The 15,431-nt window shown below is 59.2% G+C and carries 20 protein-coding genes; 14 read left to right on the forward strand and 6 right to left on the reverse strand.

The features are described 5' to 3' along the window. From MBR110_RS29865 to MBR110_RS32425, 8 genes are all read left to right on the forward strand, one after another. Entirely contained in the window at positions 1-1,134 is a 1,134-nt protein-coding gene (locus MBR110_RS29865; RefSeq protein WP_258570035.1) for a phage Gp37/Gp68 family protein, read from the forward strand. 139 nt (positions 1,135-1,273) lie between these two features. Continuing rightward, the gene (locus MBR110_RS29870; RefSeq protein WP_181709935.1) at positions 1,274-1,615 is read left to right on the forward strand and encodes a hypothetical protein; all 342 of its coding nucleotides are present in this window, start codon (positions 1,274-1,276) and stop codon (positions 1,613-1,615) included. Beyond that, positions 1,612-1,983, forward strand: coding sequence for a hypothetical protein (locus MBR110_RS29875; protein WP_181709936.1), 372 nt, complete (start codon positions 1,612-1,614; stop codon positions 1,981-1,983). Before MBR110_RS29870 ends, MBR110_RS29875 begins: the two co-directional genes overlap by 4 nt. Before the next feature lie 540 nt (positions 1,984-2,523). Then, positions 2,524-2,769 carry a hypothetical protein gene (locus MBR110_RS29880; RefSeq protein WP_258570036.1) on the forward strand — a complete coding sequence of 82 codons (246 nt, stop codon included), beginning with the start codon at positions 2,524-2,526 and terminating at the stop codon, positions 2,767-2,769. 289 nt (positions 2,770-3,058) lie between these two features. Beyond that, positions 3,059-3,643, forward strand: a complete 585-nt coding sequence (locus tag MBR110_RS29885; protein WP_181709937.1) for a hypothetical protein — start codon at positions 3,059-3,061, stop codon at positions 3,641-3,643. Between the two features lie 226 nt (positions 3,644-3,869). Continuing rightward, complete coding sequence (locus MBR110_RS29890; protein WP_181709938.1) at positions 3,870-4,643, forward strand: hypothetical protein; 774 nt, start codon at positions 3,870-3,872, stop codon at positions 4,641-4,643. Positions 4,644-4,734: 91 nt separating this feature from the next. Continuing rightward, complete coding sequence (locus MBR110_RS29895) at positions 4,735-5,412, forward strand: hypothetical protein (protein WP_181709939.1); 678 nt, start codon at positions 4,735-4,737, stop codon at positions 5,410-5,412. A 90-nt stretch (positions 5,413-5,502) separates the two neighbouring features. Continuing rightward, positions 5,503-6,021 (forward strand): hypothetical protein, encoded by a 519-nt coding sequence (locus MBR110_RS32425; RefSeq protein ID WP_258570037.1) that lies wholly within the window; start codon positions 5,503-5,505, stop codon positions 6,019-6,021. Positions 6,022-6,190: 169 nt separating this feature from the next. Here the strand turns inward: MBR110_RS32425 and MBR110_RS29905 are convergent, their stop codons facing one another. The 4 genes from MBR110_RS29905 to MBR110_RS29920 all read right to left on the reverse strand — a co-directional run bounded on the left by MBR110_RS29905 (position 6,191) and on the right by MBR110_RS29920 (position 7,977). Then, positions 6,191-6,403, reverse strand: a complete 213-nt coding sequence (locus tag MBR110_RS29905; protein ID WP_181709940.1) for a hypothetical protein — start codon at positions 6,401-6,403, stop codon at positions 6,191-6,193. A gap of 33 nt (positions 6,404-6,436) precedes the next feature. Continuing rightward, positions 6,437-7,051 carry a hypothetical protein gene (locus tag MBR110_RS29910; RefSeq protein WP_181709941.1) on the reverse strand — a complete coding sequence of 205 codons (615 nt, stop codon included), beginning with the start codon at positions 7,049-7,051 and terminating at the stop codon, positions 6,437-6,439. Positions 7,052-7,275: 224 nt separating this feature from the next. Continuing rightward, complete coding sequence (locus MBR110_RS29915) at positions 7,276-7,656, reverse strand: hypothetical protein (RefSeq protein ID WP_181709942.1); 381 nt, start codon at positions 7,654-7,656, stop codon at positions 7,276-7,278. A 27-nt stretch (positions 7,657-7,683) separates the two neighbouring features. Beyond that, positions 7,684-7,977: a hypothetical protein gene (locus MBR110_RS29920; RefSeq protein WP_181709943.1), complete on the reverse strand. Its 294-nt coding sequence runs from the start codon at positions 7,975-7,977 to the stop codon at positions 7,684-7,686. A gap of 344 nt (positions 7,978-8,321) precedes the next feature. On the opposite strand from MBR110_RS29920, the gene MBR110_RS29925 reads away from it, so the two are divergent. The 6 genes from MBR110_RS29925 to MBR110_RS29945 all read left to right on the forward strand — a co-directional run bounded on the left by MBR110_RS29925 (position 8,322) and on the right by MBR110_RS29945 (position 10,776). Further along, the gene (locus tag MBR110_RS29925; protein WP_181709944.1) at positions 8,322-8,771 is read left to right on the forward strand and encodes a hypothetical protein; all 450 of its coding nucleotides are present in this window, start codon (positions 8,322-8,324) and stop codon (positions 8,769-8,771) included. Further along, a complete protein-coding gene (locus MBR110_RS29930; RefSeq protein ID WP_181709945.1) occupies positions 8,768-9,208 on the forward strand; it encodes a hypothetical protein in 441 nt (146 codons plus the stop codon). Before MBR110_RS29925 ends, MBR110_RS29930 begins: the two co-directional genes overlap by 4 nt. 52 nt (positions 9,209-9,260) lie before the next feature. After that, a complete protein-coding gene (locus tag MBR110_RS29935) occupies positions 9,261-9,647 on the forward strand; it encodes a hypothetical protein (RefSeq protein ID WP_181709946.1) in 387 nt (128 codons plus the stop codon). Positions 9,648-9,789: 142 nt separating this feature from the next. Beyond that, the gene (locus MBR110_RS32430; RefSeq protein WP_258570038.1) at positions 9,790-9,921 is read left to right on the forward strand and encodes a hypothetical protein; all 132 of its coding nucleotides are present in this window, start codon (positions 9,790-9,792) and stop codon (positions 9,919-9,921) included. A gap of 16 nt (positions 9,922-9,937) precedes the next feature. Beyond that, the gene (locus MBR110_RS29940) at positions 9,938-10,231 is read left to right on the forward strand and encodes a hypothetical protein (protein ID WP_181709947.1); all 294 of its coding nucleotides are present in this window, start codon (positions 9,938-9,940) and stop codon (positions 10,229-10,231) included. Between the two features lie 113 nt (positions 10,232-10,344). Beyond that, complete coding sequence (locus MBR110_RS29945) at positions 10,345-10,776, forward strand: hypothetical protein (RefSeq protein ID WP_181709948.1); 432 nt, start codon at positions 10,345-10,347, stop codon at positions 10,774-10,776. Between the two features lie 1,779 nt (positions 10,777-12,555). On the opposite strand, the gene MBR110_RS29950 is transcribed toward MBR110_RS29945, so the two are convergent. Further along, positions 12,556-13,518, reverse strand: a complete 963-nt coding sequence (locus tag MBR110_RS29950) for a hypothetical protein (protein WP_220138112.1) — start codon at positions 13,516-13,518, stop codon at positions 12,556-12,558. Then, a complete protein-coding gene (locus MBR110_RS29955; RefSeq protein WP_258570039.1) occupies positions 13,493-15,418 on the reverse strand; it encodes a type IV secretory system conjugative DNA transfer family protein in 1,926 nt (641 codons plus the stop codon). Before MBR110_RS29955 ends, MBR110_RS29950 begins: the two co-directional genes overlap by 26 nt. Between the last annotated feature and the right edge of the window lie 13 nt (positions 15,419-15,431).

A 15,431-nucleotide genomic window follows, 5' to 3' on the forward strand; every position in this document is an offset into this window, starting at 1 on the left:
GTGAGTCTAGACAGCAAGATCGAATGGTGCGATCACACATGGACCCTCGTGGTGGGCTGCGACCCGGTCAGTCCCGCGTGCGCAAATTGCTACGTACCGCCGTTGGCAGTTCGGCTGGAAGCGATGGGGCAGGACAAATACCGCGGCGTCGCAGTGCGTATCGGGGGCAAGGCAAAATTCACTGGGCAAGTCAACTTTAGCGAGGCCGACCTCGTGAAGCCTCTGATCGTGCGAAAGCCCGGGCGCTGGTTCGTGAGCAGCATGGGTGATATCGCGCACGAAAAGCTGTCGGACGAGCAGATTGCCGAGATGTTCGGCGTGATGGCGGTAGCAGGCGCCATGGGTCAGTTCAATCGCAGGAAGGAGGGAGACTCAACAACCGGGTCATCGCTCCTTGCCGACGGAGACGATCGGTCCGGCGTATCGGGCAACATGCGCAGCGGTCCGCACACATTCATGGTGCTCACGAAGCGGACCGCTCGTATTGCGTCCCTCCTTCATGACTGCCACTTTCGCGAGCTCGTCGCCGCCGCTGCCTATCGCTGGGGAAAGAATCGCGTACCGGCGAGGCTCCTTGCGGATGGGATTTTTCCGCCGGACGGCCCCCGCGGTGGGCGTTCGAGGTACTGGCCGCACCCCAACGTTTTCATCGGCTGCACTGCAGAGAATCAGGAACAAGCTGACTTACGTCGACCGGATATGCAACGGGTAGCAGCAGCTGGCTGGGGCACCTTCGTCAGCTACGAGCCGGCGCTCGGTCCGGTGGACTGGGCTGGGTGGGAGTTCTTGAAGCAACTCATTAGCGGCGGCGAAAGTGGCCCGAAGGCGCGGCCGCATCATCCAGATTGGCACCGAGCGGCGCGAGATTTCGCGGAGCCTCGCGGTATTGCTTACTTCTTCAAACAACACGGGGAATGGGCGCCGGGCTCTGGTGATTTTGGTGCGGGCCGATTCAAGACCGTTGCGATTGCACGAGACGGGAGGGTCGTCCACGGGGGCCACGACGCATCGGCATATCCGCGCGGAGCTTCAAGTGGTGACGGCTGGGCGATGATGCATCGCGCGGGTAAGAAGGCCGCGGGGCGTCTCCTCGATGGAAAGAGGCATGAGGAATTCCCGGTGTCAGAAGTTTGAGGAATGCGTGCTCCGTGACAACGAGCTCGATGAGTAGAACATGGCCGAACGTGGCGTCACGCGAAGGGCTGGCGCTGCCCCGCTTGCTCAGCGCGACCCGCATTCCACGAATAGGAAGGCTGAAACTGGAGAAGGCGCTATGGCTGCATACACTTTAGCCGTCGATGACTGTTTGCGGCTTCTCGCCCGCGTGGACACGGGGGAAATCGAGTCGGAGATGTTCTACGTCAACGGTGCGCCGGAATGGTTCGTCGTGTTTGATCGGGCCAGGATTGAGGTGATCGAGATTGCAGGCAAGGCGCCCGGGGTCGCTCTTGAGAGAGATAGCGGTCGTGTCCTGGTCAGGCGCGGCTATGCATCGAGCCGCCGGCTCGTCATCGCGGCGGCCGAATACTTAACCTACTACTGGATTACGGATGCTGGGCGAACTGCGGCCGCGCAGCTACTGACCATGCATTCGGGTGAACAGGAAAAGCCATGAGGAATATCAGCTTCATGTTGACGCAGCATCAGATCCGGGGGCGCACGAAGACGGTCACGCGCCGTGTTGGCTGGGAGAAGCTAAAGGCCGGCGAACTACTGCGCGGTGTAGAGAAAGGCATGGGGCTGAAGGCTGGCGAGAAAGTTGTACCGCTCGCGACGATTCGGGTTTTAAGCGCTAGGCGTGAGCCCTTGTCGGCGATGACAGCCGACATCAATTATGGCCTCGAGGAGTGTGTAAAAGAAGGATTCGGGGAGCATCCGACGTTGAGGTGGCCGGGCGAATTCGTTGAATTCTTCATCGGGTCGCATCGAGGCTGCTCCCTCGATACGATAGTGACCCGGATCGAATTCGAATACCTGGATTGAGCAGAATAACGAATCTTGGTATATGCGGCGCAGCGTTGTACTTTGAGGTAGACCAAGATGGCTGAACATCTGATCCAAACACCACGCGAATTGCATCCAGAATTGGAAGCGGCAGCAATTCGCTATGCCGCTATGAGTCCCTCCGATTTCGTGGACGGTACGCTCCGAATCACGGTGACCAAGCTGCGCAAGCTTGGCATGGTGTCAACCGAGACATGGGCGCGGGTTCCGGCTGGGGGATCCGTACGAGTTAGACGCGAGCAGTCTGGAGTGCTCGTTGCCAAGGTCATGTTGCCTTGGCAACGCTCAACGGACGGCAGAGGCTTGGGCCTGTGGCGAGATTAACTTGTGTTCCGTTGTTTGTCGGCCCGTTGTGTTGCGGCGAGCCTGGCTGCGAGCCTTGATTTGCCATCAAACAGACGCCAGAAAACGCACCAGCTCTAAACAGACTAGCTGAACTTCCGCATTGAGGAATGATGGTCGACTTAACCTGTCGATTCAAGTGAGGCGACATTGGACAAATTCTCAAAGGAGACGCCAGTGACGGCACCGATCTCCCCGAAACTGACCGCCGCGCAGGCCCGAGTGATGCTCTGGCTGTCGCAGGGGTGGGTAGCCGAGCCCGGCGCTGGCTCGACGATCATTGTGAACGGCAGGCGGATCTGCAACGTGGACACGATGACAGCGCTATATCGCGCGGGGTTTGCGGCACGGGACGAGCAGGGCCGCTGGCACGCAACGGCCGCCGGTCTCGCCCTGCGGGATCGCATCGGCGCCCACGCGTAAGCAATTTTCGCGACGAAGCGGTGGAGGCAGCCAGCGTCGTGCCTCGGAAGAGTGACCTTGTGCCGCAATCCAGAGCCGCCTTCCAGTAAATGCACCTTTGGATGAGTATGGGTTACCCTCATTAAGTAACCCTACCGCGTGCAAAGAATACCGACAGCCGCAGCGAAGGCCAAGGGTATTGAGCCCGGCTGGATGAGCCGAGGGGAACGGATCATAAGACAGCAATGCTTGACGTGGTGCTAGCGCGGAGGAAGTGACTGTGGTGTCCAAGCCGAAGAAGGGAAATCCCATGGCCTATCAGGTTGATACGCCGCTCACGCGTAACCGAGTCGTTACGTTCCTCAACGAGATCGGAATCGTGTCGAGGTATGAGGTTGGCGCAACCGGCTTTGTTGAGGGCTGCAGAATTGATAGAGGGACCCTTGCTATTGATCCGAAGTGCCGGGTGTCGAGCTTGTTGCATGAAGCTGGCCATCTCGCCATTACGCCAAGTTGTTTCCGTGCATTGATGGATGGGAACCTGTACACCGGTCAGCGACATATGCTGGAGATCGTACAAAAGACCGCTGCACATCCCGATGACCCGCTTTACCGGGCTGCCATCCAATGCTCAGACCCAGAGGCAACGGCGTGGGCCTGGTCCGCGGGTGTCGCGCTGGGTTTGCCGGATGTCGAAATTGTCCGGGATGACGAGTACGAGGGCGAGGGCGCTGCGATACGTTTGTCGCTCCAGTGCCGGATGTATGTGGGCGTCCACGGCCTGGCGCACGCAGGATTCTGCGCAATTCGACCGCGTGTTGGAGTCGAGGCATGGCCAAAGCTGAACTTCTGGACTCAGGAGTTCGAGATGCCCGCGCTGATTGGGGCGTGCTGACCTCCGATCCTTAACGATTCCGAGCGATGCCATCCCGGGGTTTGCCGTGGGCGACAAAACCATCTCGCCGGTGCCCGCACCGCGTTCGGTGACCCAGAAGCGGCGTTGACGTGCCGCTCTCCCGCGATTGCAGGTGGGGCCGCAATTTTCGTTTCTGCGATCGGATGGACGGTTGGCACAATTGCCTGAATTTGGACAAGGACCGTCGAATATTGGGAGGCTTCACATGTTGCGTCAGACCGCTGCGCGATGGATTGAGGAACACACCTCTCGTGAGTGCTCGGAGTTGGGAGCGTCGGTTGCCGGAATCTTGCATGCAGCTGCCGGGCATTTGAAGGATGCGCCAATCAAGCCTTCGAGAGTCAATTGGGAATCGACCGACGAGGTGATGGTGACGTGGTCCGCGGCGCTTGCGAACTGGGATCGTCCAGATCTGTCCGTCCTGCATTTGCTTTGCCGGCGCTTGGGACTTGCGCTTGAAGTCGCAGGCGTGGCGCCGGGCCGCATGACCCTCGCGTTTGTCGGGGAAGAGTACGAAGACCATCAGGTACCGACGGCCAGCTGTCTGGCCCGCGCCGCGCCGATAGCGAACTCGCTTCTCAGCTCGGCAGGCCAGTGCTCCGCGCTCGGGCACACGACGGCTCGCGTGCTTGACGAGGTGTTGGGTGGTCAAGGCGATGCAGTAGTCAAGCCGGAGCGCGTGGATTGGTCGGCCGAAGAACGTGTGTTGGTGACGTGGTACGGGCGTATGAGCGCCCGTGATAACGGGGCGCTTGATTGCCTTATCCGAGCGACGCATCGGGACATGATCCGCGTTGAGTTGGAAGGGATCGCGCCGGGCAAAATGCGTGTCTCGTTCAGCCAGCGATTCCAGCGCACAGGACAGTCGGGCTCTCGCCTGCCGGAAATCCGCGAAATGGAGGCGATCGTCGAGGAGCGTGTGAAATCAGCCGGCGGTCTTTTCGATGGCGAGCATCATGCTTGCCTCTCGGATAGCTAACGGCCGATGGAGGTCGCTTCGCGCCCCATTCCCCGGAAATCGAACTGGAAATGACATGGTCGCAATCCCATCACCGGATACACGTGTCTCCGTGGACCTCTATCTCCAAATGCGGGAGTGGCTTCTCAAACACGATGCCGATGCGCCGAAGATATGGACGTGGTCGCAGAACGTCGTGGCACCGGAGAGTGCCGAGCAACTGGCTGGAGAAATCGTCTGGATCGTTCTGTGCGCCGGCCGCTCCGCGCAGGCGGCAAGGACCTTGGCCGCCCGGATCTGGGAGGCGATCTCGAATGGCGGGTCTGCTTGCGACGCATTCGGCTTTCGTTCTAAGGCTTCCGCGATCGACCGCATCTGGGGCGATCGCGACGCAAACTTCGCGCGGTTCGAAGAGGTGAGAGCGACAGGAAGCAGCGAAGCCTTGCTCGAATGGTGTGGCTCACTCGACTGGGTGGGTAACATCACGAAGTATCAACTCGCGAAGAATCTTGGGGCGGCCGTGGTAAAGCCCGATCGATGGCTGGTTCGTCTGGCCGGCCTCGCCGATGAGTCGCGAGTGTCAGCGAAGGTCCGCTTCGACGCCTGTATGGCACTCTGCTACCCGCTCGCCGAAGCTGCAGGCGAGCGAGTGGCGAGTGTCGACAGTCTTCTGTGGCTGGCGTGCAATAAGGGGGTGTTGGTCGTCGACAACCGCGGTGGTCCGGTGTCATTGAACCTTGAGGTGGGGCGGAGGCGATCGATCTATATGGACGCCCCAACGAGAGCGTAAAGCCTCGGCATCTGCAGCACTGCGTCGTCCGGAGCGAGTTTCGTTTGCTCGTATAATTCCGCCATTGAACAAGTAAGGGGACGGGCTGGGATGGCCACCGAGAAAGCAGCATCACGGAAAGCGGCGAACAAGGCCATGTCGACGGATCGTGGCACGGGCACAACTGTGGCTGCTTCCAGCGACGAGACCTCGGGGCGCGAAGCAAAGCGCAGCAAGCGAGTCCGGACAACGAAAGGTATCCTGTCCGACGAAGCGACCGGCATGACTGCGACAAAAAAGCCAGGTGCCCGGAGAATAGCCAGCGACGAGGAGAGTGAATCCACCGGGAACGCCTGCATTTACCCAAAGCGAGATCTCCGGCGGATGCTCGCAGTACTCGGCGCGCTTGACTCGCCTGACATTACCCACACACTTGTCCAAATTTCGGCAGCGGTCGGCCTTGACAAGCACACGGTGACCCGAATGATCAAGCAAGCCCAGGAGCAGGCTGGCGTCACGATAGAGAAGGTTGGCGCGACCTATTTCATTCGCGATTGGGGTCTCGCAATCCGTCCTGAAGGAGCTCGTGCGACGCTTGAGGCGATCTTTCTGTCTCGAAGAGAAGCATAGGCGGGCTAACGCGCTATCCGACGGCGATCCGACAAGAAAAAAGCCCTCCGAGGAGGGCTGATGGATCGGGAGCGGGCGGCACTTGGCCCGGAACTAGCGGGCCAAGCGCACGCGCGTAACGATAAACGAGGCCCCTGTGTCAGAGAGGCTCCGTGCCCCAGTTGTTTGCCTACAGTGAGCGAAATGCCTCGCCTTCGACGTAGCAAGAGGTGTCCGCGTCATCGTCTTCGACCTGCACGGCGGGCGAGCAGATGGCGTAGTCAAGCAGACACGACTCGGGATTGAAGCTGCGCTGTCGATCGCGCAGGAGTTCGTTCACGGCGTCGGCGCCCTTACATGCTGGGCAGTCCAGTACGAGCATCACATTCACGACGATCATCATTTCCTCCCGGAATTACGGCCGGCTCGGTGGACGTCATGCCGCTTCCGCGACGGCATCGAATGGTGCCGGCGTGAAAGGAGTGGCTCTGGCGACGGCGGCATCCCTGATGGGCATGATGATCGCGAACGCGGTTCCGTCGTTTCCGCACATGGTTGCTGCAGAATCGCCGTTGGGGCAAAGTTCGGGGTGCATGCTGGGCAGCTGGTGCCAGGTGCGCAGGGCAGCCTCTGCGGTTGCGAGATGAGCGTGTTCGAACTGCGCCGGCGCTCTTTCGCCATTTCGGTAAACGTCCCGTCTCCAATCCGGGAAGCGGCCATCCACCGGAGCGAATAGCACGTCGCCCAATGTGTACCGGCCGTCGAGGATGGGAGCGAGTACAACGGTTTCCGGCCGTGCGCCCTTGATTGCAGACTTCACGGTGTCGCCGGGAATGATCATGGAGAGCGGACCGCATTTTTCCGGCCCGGTCCAACGTACGTCCTTGGCCGGGACGACACCGCAAAACATGGAGTGTCCATTCGTCGACACGATATGCATATCCCCGGACGCCGTGAACTCGAGATGGACGCCATTCAGGTAATAGCGGACGTCCTTCGTCGGGGCCAGAAGCAGTGCGGCCTTGAGGTGGTTCTTTTTGAGTTCAATCACTTCGATTCTCCTGGTGGCTGCCCGAAAGTGACGGGCATGGTTTCCAGCCGATGCGGCGCACGCGTCCCTCCTCGAGGAAGTGAGTAGCGGCGCTGGTCGGCCGTGCGGCAAGCAAGCCGCAGTGGGCATAGCGCTGGGGAATGCACCGACACGGGTGGAACGGAGAACCGGGAGGGGGAAAGAAAAAAGCCCTCGAGGAGGGCTTGTAGGTCTAAAGCGGACGCTTAGGTCGTCGCGGCTTGGACATCAGCTAGGTGCGCGCTCGTTCGGGCCCAGAGATCGGAAAACGATACCTCCGGAATCCGGGCAGCCTTCTCGATGTAATCGGGATCGGGTAGACCTCCGCACCACGGCACCATCCCGCCTTCGTCACGCGAAAATATCAAGCAGGTCACACACCCGTTTTTCCCGCTAAAGAAGAGGACCGTGTGGTAGAAGCAGGAACACGCGATCAGCGAAATACCTTCCCAAACGAGAGTCGACGTCCCCATGAACGGTTCCCCGTCGAACGCCGGGCCAGCTGCGTGCTCCTTCAGCATGCGATGCGCCAACTGGACGGCCGGCGTGATCCACATGCGATCAAATGCGTCGCGATCAGTAGCCATTGCAATTCTCCGTTTTTCCCATGAGATTTATCGTGCCTGCGTTGCGCTATTTTCTTCGCGCAGCCCCTTCCACCGTTGCCACATCTGATTCGTCGGATTGGCTTTCTGTTGCCATTGGCCGTCGAGGAAGTCGAGCCGTCCTGCATAGACCGCATCGGCTATGTCGCCACATGCGTTCATACCTGGACACTCGGTCGTGAGGCAACTCTCGCCGAGCCCGCAAACCTTGCACACGGAGAGTCCTCCGTCCACGATGGACCGGTAAAACGGGGTATCTTCCTTGCCGACGAGATCCTTTCCCGTATAGAAGGTGTGATTCATAGTCGAGCTCCTTTGAGAGAAGCGATTGCGGCGTCCGGGGTTAACCGTAGCCGACGACCGCCGGATCAAGAAATAGTGCGCACGAAGCGTCGCACAAGAACATTGCGGTCGGAAATACAACGTGGGACGTGGAATGGCGCCCCACCCGTCAGGACGCGAAAGTCGATCTACGCGCGAGGGGGTTAAAAGAATCGACATGGCGCCGCGCGACCATGTGGCTGATCGTCGACTCTCGAAGCCCTGCAGATGCACCTGACCAGGATTCGCTTCGAATGCAGGAACTTCCGATTTCTGCTTCGCGCACTCCGATGACAGAATGGTGAGCGATCGATCGGAGGACAACGATGAGCAATCTCAAACTGAAACGACAGGTCGCAGCATGGCTGCGTTCAGGCGACACCGGCGTCAGCTCGGAAACGCTCGTCGCCGCGCTGATGGGTGACGGGATCGAAGATACCGACGTCCCACGTGACGCAGAGGACTTCGGCCGGTGCCAACGCGTGCTGCGTGCGATTCCAGCATTCGGCCCGCGCCTCGGCGAGGTGTGCCGGCGGTTTCCGGCATGGACACCTCTTGTACGCGAATGGACGTCGCTGTCATCGACGTACGAGGTCAGCCTCAATTCGGGCGACTTCGCCGCATTCAACAAGGTCCTTGACGCGGTCCTGAAGGAGGTGGACGAGCAGTACCCGTCGCCCAGCATCGAAGATCCAGCTTTCGGTCGTCACTACGGGCACGATCATGACGAAGGGCACTTCCCGGAAAAGCTCACCTTTGATGTGGTGCATCCATGACCCGCTCCGCGCGAACGTGGACCGCACTTCGTCAGGCCGGGCTCGACTTCGCCGCTGACGCGCTCGGACGCGCGAAGCAAAAAGATTCGATTCCGGACGTAGGTGTTTGGACGCGTGCAGTGAAGTGGACCGCGACGCAGGCGGTAGCGTCCGGAGTACTCGCGGCCGCGTTCACCGTATTCGGGCTGCTACTCGCGGTGCGTAACCACGTCGGTCTGACCATCGTTGAGCGACTTCTTCACGACTTCGACAAGCAAGGTTCTGCGTGGCTCATTTCCGTTGGCGTGGGGTTCGCGGCGTGGTCGCTCGTATGCGTCGCGTACGTGCTGTGGCTGATGGAGCATCAGTACCCCGACGTGGCCGACTATCTGGAGACCGCACCTCAACCCACGGGAGACGTGAAGGCAGTACCAACCTGCGGTGACGGGATCCGGTGAGAGGATACGGGAGGCCCGTGTGGGCATCCGAGACAACATGGAATGGTGCCGTATGACTTCAGAAGATCATCACGTACAACATAGCATTTGCGAGCTCGACAAGGAGATCATCGTCGCCGCCTTGAATCAGATGGTGAATACCGGATGGGTCAATATATGCACCATCGATCGTTGCCTCGGTATTGCACAGATCGTGGCACCTCCAGACATCCACGCCCGCCTCCATGCATTGCATTGTGTGGAATTCGCGCGGATGCCCGTGCCGCTCCGAGAGGCGACCCTTGAGACGATCGCGGCGCTGTTTCGCAATGGTGGGCTGCGCACGTTCGATGACCTTTTTGGCGTGAGCAATCAGCCGACTGAAGCCGCTTCGCCGAAAGGGCAGCGGGTAATCTCGAGCACGATCGGGCGCTTCCTACGGATTGCGCGGGCAGGGTGACGCGTGGCACATCCCGCATGGGGGAATCATCCGGCAGGAACGAATCCAAGTGACGACGGCACTGCGGATTAATGTGTCGGAGCGAGGTGGACAGGCTGCGCATCGAACGCCGGACGACATCTAGCTTTTATAAGGAATCGCCGTGAGCATTCAAGAAATCCTTCACCTGAGCGACGCCGCGACCGACGCCCTGTTGGCTGTTATAGGCGTAGGTTGCTTTGTCGCGGCGGCCTATTGGATGGGCTACTTCAAGCGTGGCATTCGTGCTGGCTAACGGGTCGGAAAAGCAGATGACACTCCATGTCTACGCACAGGAACATGAGCACGATGACGCATACATCGTAGGGACGAGGGAGGATCTCGTGGCGTTGCGTGATGCGATCGACCGGGCACTCGCGGCGAAGGCAGAGCATTGCTCGTCAGACAGTTTGATGGAGGCGTTCGCAGCCGACGGTGAATGCTACGACCTGTATATCAAGGTGGTACCAAAGTCGGTGCAGTACCAGCTGTTGCGGCCCTATGCCGAGCTAAGGGAGGAGCCCGATCAAGGGTTTCGTCACCCCTGCCTGGTTCCTACTGAATAGAGGAAAAGTGCGATCTCGGAAGGTGATCACAAGATACTCCTCACCCGCACAATTCCGACGGCACCGAAGGTACCGTCGCAAAACTAACTGCGACCGATGAAGACACTTCAGCAATGGACTCAAACAATCGAGCGAAGAAGCGGACGCTGATCGATCGCCTGCGGCACCACTTCTGTACCGGCACGATGTGTCGTGCCGTCGCCGAATGGTGCGAGCCACACTCCGAACAAATCACCGGTTTCAGTCTGCTTGTTGCGTTCATAGTGCTATGGACGGGCAGCGCCATACTCGGATATTCGTACTGCTCACGCACACACGGCTTTGGACTGTTCGTCTGTAACCACGCGGGCGCACTCACCTTCGGCTTGTTCCTGCTGCTTGTTGCCATCGCTTGCATGATGGCGTGGATCTTCGGCCGAACGGACTCGCTACTCGCGGCCGCGGTATTCGTCATCTCATCGCTACTTGCCGTTGGAGTCGTGCTCTGGACGATGCCGCTGGACGCAGTAGAATGGCTTGTGAGTCGGATCCGCCGTAGGGGATGAATCTGCGGCCCCGACACCGGTGCAGTCGAGTGCAGACAACTATCCATTGGGCTTGCCGTGGTCATAGAAAGCGCACGGCGTCGCTCCAGATTCGCGATCGAATACAGGGTCCGTCAGGACGTCGCAGAGTGATGGGCGTGGTATCAGGTCAAGAAACAAGCGACCATTCGAGAGAAGACTATCCGTCAGATAAGGAAACACTTCGGGAACGGACGACTCTCCTCGACCACGGCCGCACGTGCGACGCATCGGAGTCCACGGGTTTTCGCGCGCAGCGCGATTTACTGCCGCCGAAGGCGGCATATACGGCGCGCCAGCGCCATATACTGCGCGAAGCGCAATATCCCGCGGCGTCAGCCGCGATATCCAGCGTCGTAGACGCGATATACCCGGCTCCCGATGGGAGCCGGGGGTTTTCCGAAGTGGCACGCACGGCGAGCCAGCGCAGCGCTCCCTGACGACGCTTGCCATCGAAGACGACGCGCAATTTCCCAGGCGACGTACCGAGAAAATCCATCAAATTGCCTGTTGAATAATCGAAACGAGAGTTCTATACTGAAATCGCCGAAACCGTTACGAAGCCTGTTGACGATATCGGCACATACGTCTCTCCTGTTGGTGACGACACATAGCCCGTCCGGCCCGGTTAGCCGGAAGCAGAACCCCGCGATGCGGGGTTTTGTCTTTTTGGAATCTGCGATCCACATGATGGATCACGCCTGCCAGACAGCTTGCACCGTGCCCAAGCGATCTACAGATCGCGGCTGGTGGCTTCCGAACCGAGAAGGGTTGTGCCGGCCCCAGAGAATCGACTCTCGAGCAAATTAGCACCCGTCAATCGTTCGGAAGCACCATGTCCACCGCGGGAACCAATGGCAAGACGATCGATGAAGAGACGGGAACGACTGCGCCAGGCACATCCCACGAAAAGCCGATGTCAAAAGGATGGACTGCACGACGAAGCCGAGGCAAGCGCGGTATCAATGTAGAGCCACCAGCCCCCGCCGGCTCCGTGGTTTAGAACCTCGGGCTTTTCCCGTATCAAGCGAATCACTGTCGATCCATCCACCCACTCGAGTGCACGGGGAGGGAGTGCACCCCCATTGCCCGGACGCTCGAACGAGATCCCGTCGGCAGAGACAGCAGCCTTCCCCCAGTGGGATCGCCCGATAGCGGCGGCCGCATCGAAACTCTCCGTGGAGCGAAGGGGCCGCGAGAATGAAACGACACCCATCATCTTGCACATACCGAAGAGAGCGGCAATCGTTCGATTTTTGCGATTGCCTGCGGCCAGGAAGTCCGCATTGTAGGACCATAGCTCCAGTCCTCTTCGGCTCGCCAGTATCGATAATTGACTTTCCGACATACCCGACCGAACGCCGTCGACTTCGAACGCAACAACAGTAGAAGTCGCCAGTGTAAGTGCTGCAACAATTGAGTATTTCAACAATGCAGATCTCCCTCGTGGCGAGTAGACTCCGCGCCCCGTAACGGCGCGACGTCGAAGATAATCTGCCGCAAATATACTATGTAGCGCCGGCCGCGCTGCAGTCGTGCGTTCATCAACGGGATGAATCATATTCGCGGCCGACCCGATGCGGGCCGGCCGCCCGCCCCATCACCTCGGCGCAATTCCCAACGGCGCCAGAACAGCGGATCCGCAGTGTTAGGCCGCGCGAGTGGGGCAAAGAGGCTACGCGGAGCGGTCTGGTATGGCGCCCGCCAGACAACGCCGCAGGCCGCGCGTTTCGCGGCGCCGACCATCGCCGCCATTCCTTATCAAAACAGGCGTGACCAGGTGAAGTTCCCTTCACGCACCCGCTGAAAGTTCCCTCGCGCACGCTCCTCGAGCTCGAGGACAGGATTACGACCTGTGACCCACAAGAAGCGCTCCAGGTCGTTGCTGTGGGTCCCCACGACGACAGAAACGATGTGTTGCTCGATCAAACGATCAAGAGCCCACGGCAGCTCTTTCACGTCAGCCGAGTCGATCATCTCGGCCGCGCGCTCGAATACCTCACCAACGGTGATCCCTGGCTGATACCACGCAACCTCAACCAAGCACCCGCCCACGTCCCCGGCGAGATACGCAGCGTTCGCCCGAACCTTCTCCGGGCACCCGACGACCGACTCGAAACCAATCGGACCGCCAAGCCTAAACTTTCGTAACCACATTTCGTAAACAAGCCGAAGCCGGACCACGTCGATTCGAATGGATGCAGAAATCGCACCAACGGCATCGCGCAACGACATCTCGCGATCACCATGACAGAAGAAGAACTCGATCGCTTTGTGCTTCTCTGCGGCACGGAAGTTGTTCGAAAACAGCACCTGAAAATGATTGTGGATCAACAAAAACGCCTCGCGCTCTTCACCAGGCTCGAAATCCTCCTCGGTGACAAAGAGGCCCGTCACCCCTTCAGGCTTCACTGCTCGTCGCTTTCGTCCTCCAGTGTCCGATACACCACTCTGCGTGGCTTCAGCAAATTTCGCAGCAAAATCTGATGCCACAGGAAGATCTTCTTCACCAAGTACAAGATCCATTTCGCCGACGTCGAGATAAGCGCAATCCCCGCTGGCGTCAGCAAATGCGAAAGGATCGCCGCCGCTATCTGCCTCAGCGGTGGAATGATCAGTATCAACAGTCCGCATAGAATCACCGTACCCCATGACATTCTTGCCCCTCGTCTCCGCTAAATCGGACCCTAACACCGCCTTAGGCTGCCTGCGCGTCGTCGTCATCCATGTTCCCCCGTGCCGCGCCCTTGGAGGTTCCCTTCTTCGCATTCGCCGCGCGTGCCGCGACCGTCGCGGCTTCCCGCGCCAAAAGATCGTCGACCTTGTCGTTTAAGCGGTAGGCACGTCGCTCTGCATGTGGATCGATTCGGCGACGAACCAACCTGATATCTTTCGCAGTTGCGCCAGTCTCTCGGACGAATCGCTTGTCGAGGTTCACCATCGGCACACGGATATTGAAGACCTTCTTGCCCTCATACAGCACCACACACTCGCCCTTGTCCAACTTCTTCAGCTGGTCCGGCGTGACGATGTAGTCCTCAGTCTGCCGCTCGCCATAACTCTCGCTGGCCGAATCCCCGCTGTTGAATCCCGGCGTCGCCTTTAGCCACTCCGCTGACTTGCTCTTGCTATCCGACGTGCTCATCGACTTGAGCACCTTCTTCGTGTAGCCAATGAGCTCAGCACATTCTTCCGCTGTGTTCTGCGATCCGACGCGGAAGATCATCTTTGTGGTCGCGTTGCCGCTCACACGTTCCATCATGTCCTTCTCTTCAGAGCGAGTTGGCAGCGTTTGCATCGCCGGCATGAGGAAAAGACCGGCGCTCCGAGCCTGTTCAAAGAGGGTGCCCCAGTGCTCTTCCAAATATGATCTTGCTTCATCAAGGAATACTAAGAATGGAATGGTAGGACGATCTTCCGGCGCGAGTTGCAGCCACGCGCAAGCGGTTTTGATATCGGCGACGAACATCTTGCCGAACGCGTTGGACGTTTCGCCCTTCGCCATGGTCGGCAGTGCGACATAGGTGATTCGCCCCTTCCTGATGCTCTCGTACAACCTGACATCAGGCGCATAGGAGTTCATCACCTGACCAAACTTGTCCGCCGCAAAAAGCGACAACTTGCCGGCGATCCCGCCCAGCGTCTGACGAAGGCGGTTAATGTCGATCTGGCCGCCCAGCGGATCCATCGGATTCGCGGCCCGACGGTACTTGTTGAGCCACAGCCGCAACGTATCGAGCTCTTCGGAGCGCCCTTTCTTCTCCAGTTCTGCGACAAGATCATCGAGTGCGGCGCCGTTGTTCAACAGAATGACGAGGTCGCGGAAGGTGTAGAGCTTTCCGGCTTTGTCCAGTGCCGAGAAGAGCGTCTTCAGAGCATCAAGGGCCTCCGATCGGTAGAAGTCGGCGTTCGGATTGACCGGCACCAGCGACAAAACACGCGATGCCTTTTCGTCTGCATCACCATCCGCCAGCGGGTTATATGTATTCGATAGAGTCGGATCACCCGGGTTGATGATGTCGAACTCGTGACCCCGTCCCGCCCAGCACGCAAACCGATATAGCGACAGAATGTTCTCTTTGTCGAGCTTGCCGTCGACAAAGATGACGCCGCCACCACGCTGGATCTGTTGGAGCATCAAATACGAGCCTGCTACCGTCTTGCCGACACCACTCATGCCGCCGATCCACACATGGCGAAACAGCTCGGAGTTCGGAATGACGATCGGTTCGCCTTTATCGGTCGAATAACCGAAGAGTAGGCCTTCCTTCAGCGACTTCGCTGGAGAATCATCCGACGGCACGTTGATCGAACTCTTCAGCAGAAAATAGCTCGACCACGATTCAAGAAAGCGACCCGACAACACGGTCGCACCACTGAACGCCAATAGCGCCGGCAGAATCCAGTCCGTTATTGGCGCAGGGACCCACGGCACGAGCGCGGGAACCGTCTTCGAGGATGCGAGCACCGCCAGACCCATTCCGGTCAATGCGGCTGCGTCGCGGGCCCCGCCCAATCGGACGTCATATAAGTCGGAGACGAGCTTGCTGAAGCGGAAGGGCTCGTTTTCATGTGCCTCCCGCTTTCGTGGCGCCTTTCTATTGAACAGTCGGGTGAAGATCACCCGCTGCCCAATA

The sequence above is a fragment of the Burkholderia sp. MBR-1 genome (assembly GCF_013822785.1).
In the GTDB taxonomy this organism is placed as follows: Bacteria; Pseudomonadota; Gammaproteobacteria; order Burkholderiales; family Burkholderiaceae; genus Burkholderia; species Burkholderia vietnamiensis.